The organism is Protofrankia sp. CiP1_Cm_nod1, from assembly GCF_920888515.1.
In the GTDB taxonomy this organism is placed as follows: Bacteria; Actinomycetota; Actinomycetes; order Frankiales; family Frankiaceae; genus Protofrankia.
Map to the genome: position 1 here is coordinate 1 of NZ_CAKKTM010000282.1, position 8,747 is coordinate 8,747.

The window sequence follows — 8,747 nt, forward strand, 5'->3', positions numbered from 1 at the left end:
CGGCACCACCGCGGCCGTTGCCGGCCGGCACCGTGGCCAGCGCATCGGCCGCGCTGGCGGCCAGGGGGTCGGCCAGCGCGGCGGCCAGCGCGTCGTCGGCCTCCCGCGCGGTGTAACCGAGCCCGAGCAGCGCAAGACGGACCTGCTCGGCGGCGGCGACACCCGTACCCGCGGCCGGCGTGGCACCGCCGCCGGTGCCCCCGCCCCCACCCACACCGTCATCTCCCGCGGACGGCATCGGCGTGGGCGGGCCGAGCCGGTCCTTGAGGTCGAGGACGATGCGCTGCGCGCCCTTGCGGCCGATGCCGGGCACCTTCGTCAGCGCCGCGAGATCCTCCGCCGCGACCGCACGGCGGACGCTGTCCGGGCTGTGGACGCCGAGCACGGCCTGGGCGAGCCGGGGGCCGACCCCGGAGGCGCTCTGCAGGGTCTCGAAGACGTCACGCTCGTTGGCGTCGACGAAGCCGTAGAGCGTCAGCTCGGTCTCCCGGACGACCAGGGTGGTGACCAGTCGTGCCTGCTGCCCGACCCGCAGCCCGGCCAGGGTCGTGGGGGTGCACTGGACGAGCAGCCCGACCCCGCCCACCTCGACGACGGCGGCGTCGGGCGACAGGGCGGCAACCGTCCCGGCCACGGACGCGATCATCTGCGGCTCCCGCTGGCGGCCGCGGAAGCCTGCCTGACTGCGGCCTGCATCCGGGCGAGCGCCGGCCCCCGCGACAGGTGGCACAGCGCAAGAGCCAGGGCGTCGGCGGCGTCGGCCGGCCGCGGCGGGTCGGACAGCCCCAGCAGGCGGCTGACCATGAAGGTGACCTGGGCCTTGTCCGCCCGGCCGCTCCCGCTCACCGCGGCCTTCACCTCGCTGGGGGTGTACAGCGCGACCGGCAGGCCACGGCGGGCCGCGCTGACGATCGCCACCGCCCCGGCCTGCGCGGTACCCATGACCGTCCGGACGTTGGCCTGGCTGAACACCCGCTCGACAGCGACCGCGTCGGGGCGGTGCCGGTCCATCCACTCACCGAAGCCGCGTTCGAGCGCCCACAGCCGGGCGGCGACGTCGTCGGCGGCGGGCGTGCGCAGCACACCGACCTCGACCAGCGACGCCCGCCGGCCCGGCCCGCCCTCGACAACCCCGAGACCGCAGCGGGTAAGCCCCGGATCGACCCCCAGCACCAGCACCGGCACCCTCCACGACCAGCTCGTCGACCGTCGTCCCGACCGTCCGCCGGGCATCGTGACCGCCGGACGGCCCGCAGCGGCCGGCTGCCAGCCCGGGACGACAACCCGGGGAGACAACCGTGATCACGCAGCCCTCGGCCCGCCAGCGGGCCGGGGAACCGGCCCTCCCGGCGGTTCGCCACGATTGTGGCATGCCTGAACGCCTGTTCGAGCGCAGCGACACGCCTACCCAGACGCCGACCCGACAAACACCCACCGCCGGCCGGGCAGCGGCCCGGCCATCACCCACCGCCGGCGGCCGGCGTCAACCGGCTGTCCGCAACGCCACCCGCGGCCATCGGCCCGGTGCGGATCAGCATATGGTGAGATGACCGGCGGTGCCCCGTGGAGATCGCCGACGCCCCGCCGGGCCAACGGGAAATCCTGCCGACAAGCACCGGGAGACGCCGGGAAACCGGGAAATGAGGTCCACGCATGGGCTCCGATCCCGCCGCCGGCACCGAGCCGGCCGTGCTGGCGCAGCCAGCCGTGCCGGCGCAGCCAGCCGGGCCGGCGGCCGGACACGGCGACGGGCGGGCGCCACGCGCGGATCCGCCGGGCCAGCCACGTCACGTCCGCCTCGACGCCGGTGACGTGGAACTGTCCGGGCTGCTGGCCGAGCCCGACGGCCAGCCGCGGGCTCTCGTCGTCGGCCTGCCCGGCGGGGGGATGCGCGCATCCTACTTCCACGGCCGGACGCACCCGGACCTGTCCCTGCTGGCCATCGGCACGGCCCTGGGATTCAGCGTGCTGGCGCTGGACCGCCCCGGCTACGGAGCGTCGGCGGGGCTCGGCCTGCCCCACCAGCGGCTGGCCGGGCAGACCGCCATCACCTGGCGGGCGCTGGAGGCGTTCACCGCGTCCCATGCCGTGGGGGCGGGCCTGTTCCTGATCGGCCACTCGTTCGGCACGATGCTGTCGGTGTCGCTCGCCGCGGACGAACGCGGCGAGCGTCTGCTCGGGCTCGACGTCTCCGGGGTGGGAGCCCGATACCGTGACGGCCTGTGGCCGTCGCGGATCGCCGCCGACAGCAGCGCCGCCGAGATCCACCGGGAGCATGCCCTCGCGGCCCGCAGGCTGTTCTGGGGGCCGGAGCACCTGTACCCGCCCGGCACGTTCGTCCTGGGGACGGTACCGACAGCCCCCGTGCCGGCCGGCGAGGCATCCGATGCCGCGAAGTGGCCGCGGTGGCTGCCTCTGCTGGGCCCGCGGGTGCGGGTGCCGGTCCGCTGGACGCTCGCCGACCACGAGGCCTGGTGGGATCTTGACGAGGCGATGGATGCCGAGCTGCGGGCCGCGTTCAGCGCCGCGCCGCACTTCGAGCTGGTCCGGCAGCGCGGCGCGGGCCACAACATCAGCCTGGGGTGGGCGGCCCGCTCCTACCACCTGCGGGCGCTGTCCTTCGCCGAGGAGTGCATCCGCGACCGGGACACGGACTGACCACGCCTACCCCCGCAACAACACACCCCCGTAACAACAAGTACCCCAGAGCGATACAATCCGTCACAACATACTCCATGACGGCACGTATTCCGGAACGGTCTATGCCCATACTGTGACGATATCGGCACGAACGGCGATGTCGGAGGTCTCGGAATCGCGGTGGCACCGGCGCCGCCGGGGAGCCGTTCAGGCCGAGACCAGCTCCATGATTTCATCGGAGATGTCGGCGTTGAACCAGACATTCTGGACGTCGTCGAGGTCCTCGAGTGCCTCGACGAGCTTGAGGACCTTGCGCGCCGCCTCCTCGTCCAGCGGCACGCTGACGCTGGGCAGCCAGGACAGGTCCGCCGAGGCCACCGTGAGCCCCGCGCCGGTGGCCCCGACGCGCACCGCGTTGAGGTCCGTGGCCTCCGAGACGACCTCGAAGGTGTCACCGAGGTCGTTGACCTCCTCCGCGCCGGCGTCGAGCACCGCGGCCAGGACGTCGTCCTCACCGAGGTCAGGGGTCTTCGTGACCAGGACGACGCCCTTGCGGTTGAACAGGTAGGACACCGACCCTGGATCGGCGACGCTGCCGCCGTTGCGGGTGATGGCCACCCGCACGTCCGAGGCGGCCCGGTTGCGGTTGTCGGTCAGGCACTCGACCAGCACGGCCACCCCGTTCGGCGCGTACGCCTCGTAGGTGATCTCCTCGTAGCTGGCCCCGCCGGCGAGCTCGCCCGATCCCCGCTTCACGGCGCGGTCGATGTTGTCGTTCGGTACCGACTGCGACTTCGCCTTGGCGATGGCGTCCGCGAGCGTCGGGTTCCCGGCCGGATCCCCGCCGCCGGTCTTGGCCGCCACCTCGACCGTCTTGATCAGCTTCGCGAACAGCTTGCCGCGGCGCGCGTCGATGACGGCCTTCTTGTGCTTGGTGGTCGCCCACTTGGAGTGACCGCTCATGCCGTGCCCCTCACCCTGTCCCTGCTCCTGCCTGCCATCTGTGCCCCGTACAGCTGTGCCCCGCGCCCCGTGCCCCTGTGGAGCCGTGCCCTGTGCGGCTAGGCCTCGTGCGCGGGTGTGCCCCGTGCGGCCCGTCTGCCCCGCGCGCCTTCCACCATGCCGACGAACAGTTCGTGTATCCGCCCGTCGCCGGTGAGCTCCGGATGGAACGCGGTCGCCAGCACGCCCGCCTGGCGGACGGCCACAATCCTGTCACCGACCCTACCGAGCACCTCGACCTCGTCCCCGATCTTCTCCACCCAGGGCGCCCGGATGAAGACCGCCCGGACCGGGCCGCCGGCGACACCGGCGATGTCGATCTCCGCCTCGAACGAGTCGACCTGGCGGCCGAAGGCGTTGCGCCGCACGACCACGTCCAGCCCGCCCAGCAGCGGCTGGCCGGGCCTGCCGTCCAGGACGTCCCCGGCCAGCAGGATCATGCCCGCGCACGACCCGAACACCGGCAGCCCGGCCGCGATCGCGTCCCGCAGCGGCTCCAGCAGCTCGAACACCCGCAGCAGCCGGCCGATCGTGGTGGACTCGCCGCCGGGCAGCACCAGCCCGTCCAGAGTGTCCAGATCGGACGGCCGGCGCACCTCGACGACCTGGACGCCGAGCGCGGCCAGCGCCCGGGAATGCTCGCGGACGTCGCCCTGCAGCGCCAGCACGCCCAGCCGCGCCGCGCCGCGTGCCGGCCTGACCTGTGCCGGCGCGGCCTCGCGCTCCGAGGCGGTCTGGGGCCAGTGCGCCTCGGGACAGCTCACCATCCGCGGTCGGCGAAGCGGTCCGCGGGCGCAAGATCGCTGACGTTGATGCCGACCATGGCCTCGCCGAGGCCGCGGGAGACCTTCGCGATGACGCCCGCGTGGGCGTACATGGTGGTGGCCTCGACGATCGCCCGGGCGCGCCGCGCCGGGTCACCGGACTTGAAGATGCCCGAGCCGACGAACACACCGTCCGCCCCCAGCTGCATCATCAGGGCGGCGTCCGCGGGCGTGGCGATGCCACCGGCGGTGAACAGCACGACCGGCAGCGCGCCGAGCCGCGCGACCTCGGCGACCAGCTCGTAGGGAGCGCGCAGCTCCTTGGCCGCGGCGAAGAGCTCGTCGGGCGGCAGCGCGGACAGCCGCGCGATCTCCGCCCGGATCGTGCGCATGTGCACGACCGCGTTGGAAACCTCGCCGGTGCCCGCCTCGCCCTTCGAGCGGATCATGGCCGCGCCCTCGCCGATCCGGCGCAGCGCCTCCCCCAGGTTGGTCGCGCCGCACACGAACGGGACGGTGAACCGCCACTTGTCGATGTGGTGGTGCGGGTCGGCCGGGGTGAGGACCTCGGACTCGTCGACGTAGTCGACCCCCAGCTCCTGGAGCACCTGGGCCTCGACGAAGTGGCCGATGCGCGCCTTGGCCATCACCGGGATCGACACCGCCTCGATGATCGATTCGATCATCTCCGGGTCGCTCATCCGGGCGACCCCGCCCTGGGCGCGGATGTCGGCGGGCACCCGTTCCAGGGCCATCACGGCGACGGCGCCGGCGTCCTCGGCGATCCGGGCCTGCTCGGCCGTGACCACATCCATGATCACGCCGCCCTTGAGCATCTCCGCCATGCCCCGCTTGACCCGGGCCGTGCCCAGGTGGGCGCCACCTCCCGCACCGGCCACGCTGCCCGCACCGGCTGGGACGGGCGGGCCGGGCAGCGTGGCCGTGGGCACGGATCCGTGGTCCGGTCCGTGGCCCCGCGAAGCGGGCTCGGCAGCGGTCAGGCCCTCGGACATGGCATGCCTCTCTGTACGCAGACGGGACCGGCGCAGGCATCGGTCCGCGGCGAACATCCCAACTGGGCCGGACGCCGACAAACCACGGCTTCCACGAGCGCAGCCACGTCGGACACGCGGCAGTCAGCCCGGACGGAAGACATCCCATCCTACGACCGGAAGGCCGTACCGGACGGGATGGCGATTACGATCGACAATAGCGAAGAATTTACGGTGCGAACCTGGACATATCGTTATCATATGTACTGCCGCCATGCCTGTCGCTGTCGCGCGCGGTCCTGTCATGCGCGGTCCTGTCATGCACAGCGCTGTCACGTGCGGTGTCATGCCTGCCGTCGCCGTCACGGCCGTCGGCGTCGGCGTGGCCGTTCCTGCCCCCGGTGTCACCACGCATCGGAAGCGCGTCGTCGATCTCGAAATAGGTGGGCAGCGGCCCGCGGCCGGACAGCCGCAGCGCCCGCACGACCCGTCTGGCCCGCAGCGCCCGCACGTCGCGTACGGCGTCGTTGTGCAGCTGACGGGCGAGCGCGACCCGGGCGGCGGCGACGTCCACCGCGTGCAGGGCGTCCGGCGCCCGGTCCGCCGTCGCCGTGACCGCCGGGGAGCGCAGGGCCCGGCTGAGGCTGTTCTCCGCCTCCTCGGTGTCGTTGCCCAGCGGGCCGCCCGCCGCGGGCCCCGCCTGCGCGGCCCGGGCCCGCTCCACCGCCTCGCCCAGCTCCGCCAGCTCGCACCGCCGGGACAGTTCCCCGGCCACCTCCACGCGCAGCGCCAGCTGGCTGATCAGGCCTGCCCGGGCGTCGTCCACCCGGACTGCCAGGCGGTCCAGCCGGCTGGCCAGCCAGGTCAGATAGGTGGCTACCGCCACCACAACCACGACCGTAACAACGACGAGAGTCACCTCGCGCAGCGTAGTGAACGTGGGGTAGGAGAGCGCCAGCGGGCATGAATCTCCTCACACCGCGGGCATGAATCTCCTCACACCGCATGGTGGAATCTCCTCACACCGCATGGCGGAGCGCCGGGCGCGACCGGCGCCAGGACACGTCAGACGCTGTTCGCCGCCAGCGACACCGGCCTGTCCCCGGCAACCATCTCGTAGACCCCGACGATCCGCTTCGCGATCACCGTCCAGTCGTAGGCGGCCACCACCGCCCGGCCCCGCTCGGCCAGCCGCCCGCGCCGTGCGGGATCGGCCAGCAGGTCGGCGAGGGTGTGGGCGAGGGCGGCCGCGTCGGCGACCGGGAACAGCCGGCCGGCCTGGCCGTCGTCCAGGACCCGGCGGAAGGCGTCGATGTCGCTGGCCACCACCGGAACGCCCGCGGCCATCGCCTCCAGCAGGACGATGCCGAAGCTCTCCTGCCCCGTGTTGGGCGCGCAGTAGACCTCCCCCGAGCGGAACACCCGGGGCTTGTCCGCGTCGGAGACGAGCCCGAGCAGGTGGACGCGGCCGCGCAGGGCCGGCTCGACCCGCTCGAGCACCGCCTCCCCGTCGCCGGGGCCGGCGACCAGCAGCCTGGCGTCGGCGCGGCGCTCCACCAGCGTCGGCAGGGCCGCGAGCAGCACGTCCAGGCCCTTGCGCGGCTCGTCGATGCGTCCGAGGAAGACGACCGTGGAGCCGTTCGAGACCGGTTCGGGCAGCGGGGCCGCCCGTGCGAAGGTGGGCACCGACACGCCGTTGGGGATGAGGATCGCGTCCACGCCGAGATGCTCGACGATCGTGCGGCGGGCCGCCTCGGACACCGCGATGCGGGCCCGGACCTTCTCCATGGACGGCTGCAGCGCCCCGTGCGCGGCCGTGAGGATCTTCGAGCGCGGGTTGGACGTGTGGAACGTGGCGACGATCGGGCCGTCGGCGAGCATGCAGGCGAGCAGGCTGACGCTCGGCGCCGTCGGTTCGTGCACGTGCAGGACGTCGAAGTCGTGCTCGCGCAGCCACCGGCGTACCCGCGCCGCGGACACCGGCCCCATCAGCAGCCGGGCGACCGAGCCGTTGTAGGGCACCGGCACGGCGTGGCCGGCGTCCACCCCGTACGGCGGAAGCGCGCTGTCGCCGCCCACCGGTGTGATCACCGATACCTCGTGCCCGAGGGCGACCAGGGCCTCTGCGAGATCACGCACGTGGACCTGGACCCCGCCGGGAACGTCCCAGGTGTAGGGGCAGGCAAGGCCGATCTTCATGTTCTCGGCCCCGGCCCTGGCTCGGGCTCCGACCGCGGCGCTGGCTCCGACCGCGGCTGCGGTAGCTCCGGCTCCGTCGGTGCCGCAGCCTCCGTCGCTGTCTGCGTCGGTGTCTGCGTCGGTGTCTGCGTCGGTGTCTGCGGTGGTGTCTGCGGTGGCGTGGCCGGTGGCTCGTCCCGCCAGATGCGCTGGAGCATGTGCCAGTCCGCGGGATGGGCGGCGATGCCCTCGGCGAACGCGTCGGCCAGCGCCTGGGTCATCCGCGCCACGTCGGTGTGCGGCACCGCCGGGTGGATGCGCACCCCCCAGCCGTCCCGGTCGAACCAGAGCGTGGCCGGCAGCAGGGTCGCGCCGGTCCGTAACGCCAGGGCGGCCGGCCCCGGCGGCATGGTGGCCGTCGCGCCGAAGAACACCACCGGCACGCCGTCCGCGGAGATGTCGCGGTCGGCCAGCAGGCAGATCGTGCCACCCGCGCCGAGGCGGTCGGCCAGCAGGCCGAAGGGGGGCCGCTCACCCCCGGTCAGCGGGATGACCTCCATGCCGAGCGCCGAACGGAACCGGACGAACCGGTCGAACAGCGACGCCGGCCGGAGGCGTTCGGCCACGGTCGTGAACGGCTCACCGGTGGCGGCCAGCCAGGCGCCGGCATGCTCCCAGTTGCCCATGTGCGGTAACGCGATGACGGTCCCGCGGCCGCTGGCGATGGCGTCGCGCAGACGTGGCTCGTCCAGCATGCGCATTCCCCCGATGATCCGCTCGCGGGAGATGTCCTGGAGGCGGAAGACCTCCAGCCAGTAACGCGCGTAGGAACGCATGGCCGCCCGGGTGAGCCGGTCGAGATCGGTGCCGGGCGGGGCGACACGGGCCAGGTTGGCGCGCAGCCGGCGCGCGCCGCGGCCACCCCGCCGGACGGCGACGTCGGCCACCACCGTGAACGCCACAGCCGCCACCCGCTCGGGCAGCAGCCGGACCACCCGCCAGCCCGCCGCGTACGCCAGACCGGTCATCCGCGCGCGGGACACCCAGGGCTCGGCTCCCAACCACGTCACCAGCCAAATCCTGGTCATTCGCGCGCGGGACACCCGGTACGCGCCGTCAGCGGGCCCGCGGGCCGGCGGTGGGCCCGGCCGGTGTGGCGTCGGCGCCGGTG

Annotated in this window: 9 protein-coding genes; 1 reads left to right on the plus strand and 8 read right to left on the minus strand. The window is 73.6% G+C overall.

The window, feature by feature from the left end; translation table 11 throughout:
- Positions 1-646 (minus strand): Holliday junction branch migration protein RuvA (gene ruvA, locus NBX02_RS12730; RefSeq protein WP_250291491.1); only part of this gene is annotated, 646 nt, incomplete at its 3' end.
- Positions 643-1,179: a crossover junction endodeoxyribonuclease RuvC gene (gene ruvC, locus NBX02_RS12735; protein WP_250283892.1), complete on the minus strand. Its 537-nt coding sequence runs from the start codon at positions 1,177-1,179 to the stop codon at positions 643-645. The genes ruvC and ruvA, both read right to left, overlap by 4 nt.
- 474 nt (positions 1,180-1,653) lie before the next feature.
- Here ruvC and NBX02_RS12740 point away from each other — a divergent pair, with 474 nt between their 5' ends.
- The gene (locus NBX02_RS12740; protein WP_250283894.1) at positions 1,654-2,658 is read left to right on the plus strand and encodes an alpha/beta hydrolase; all 1,005 of its coding nucleotides are present in this window, start codon (positions 1,654-1,656) and stop codon (positions 2,656-2,658) included.
- A gap of 189 nt (positions 2,659-2,847) precedes the next feature.
- On the opposite strand, the gene NBX02_RS12745 is transcribed toward NBX02_RS12740, so the two are convergent.
- From NBX02_RS12745 to NBX02_RS12770, 6 genes are all read right to left on the minus strand, one after another.
- Positions 2,848-3,603 carry a YebC/PmpR family DNA-binding transcriptional regulator gene (locus NBX02_RS12745; RefSeq protein ID WP_250283896.1) on the minus strand — a complete coding sequence of 252 codons (756 nt, stop codon included), beginning with the start codon at positions 3,601-3,603 and terminating at the stop codon, positions 2,848-2,850.
- A gap of 98 nt (positions 3,604-3,701) precedes the next feature.
- On the minus strand, positions 3,702-4,316 hold the full coding sequence (gene pdxT, locus NBX02_RS12750; RefSeq protein ID WP_250291493.1) for a pyridoxal 5'-phosphate synthase glutaminase subunit PdxT: 615 nt from the start codon (positions 4,314-4,316) through the stop codon (positions 3,702-3,704).
- A gap of 86 nt (positions 4,317-4,402) precedes the next feature.
- Positions 4,403-5,419: a pyridoxal 5'-phosphate synthase lyase subunit PdxS gene (gene pdxS / locus NBX02_RS12755; RefSeq protein WP_445548402.1), complete on the minus strand. Its 1,017-nt coding sequence runs from the start codon at positions 5,417-5,419 to the stop codon at positions 4,403-4,405.
- A gap of 208 nt (positions 5,420-5,627) precedes the next feature.
- Positions 5,628-6,317 carry a hypothetical protein gene (locus NBX02_RS12760; RefSeq protein ID WP_250283900.1) on the minus strand — a complete coding sequence of 230 codons (690 nt, stop codon included), beginning with the start codon at positions 6,315-6,317 and terminating at the stop codon, positions 5,628-5,630.
- Between the two features lie 146 nt (positions 6,318-6,463).
- Complete coding sequence (locus NBX02_RS12765) at positions 6,464-7,597, minus strand: glycosyltransferase family 4 protein (protein ID WP_250283902.1); 1,134 nt, start codon at positions 7,595-7,597, stop codon at positions 6,464-6,466.
- Positions 7,594-8,646, minus strand: a complete 1,053-nt coding sequence (locus NBX02_RS12770) for a phosphatidylinositol mannoside acyltransferase (RefSeq protein WP_445548403.1) — start codon at positions 8,644-8,646, stop codon at positions 7,594-7,596. Before NBX02_RS12770 ends, NBX02_RS12765 begins: the two co-directional genes overlap by 4 nt.
- Positions 8,647-8,747: the final 101 nt, after the last annotated feature.

What these genes read in the sequence shown, in the direction of transcription:
- NBX02_RS12745 (WP_250283896.1), bottom strand. Translation starts at nt 3,603, where the DNA reads ATGAGCGGTCACTCCAAGTGGGCGACCACCAAGCACAAGAAGGCCGTC.
- NBX02_RS12740 (WP_250283894.1), top strand. Translation starts at nt 1,654, where the DNA reads ATGGGCTCCGATCCCGCCGCCGGCACCGAGCCGGCCGTGCTGGCGCAG.
- pdxS (WP_445548402.1), bottom strand. Translation starts at nt 5,419, where the DNA reads ATGTCCGAGGGCCTGACCGCTGCCGAGCCCGCTTCGCGGGGCCACGGA.
- NBX02_RS12765 (WP_250283902.1), bottom strand. Translation starts at nt 7,597, where the DNA reads ATGAAGATCGGCCTTGCCTGCCCCTACACCTGGGACGTTCCCGGCGGG.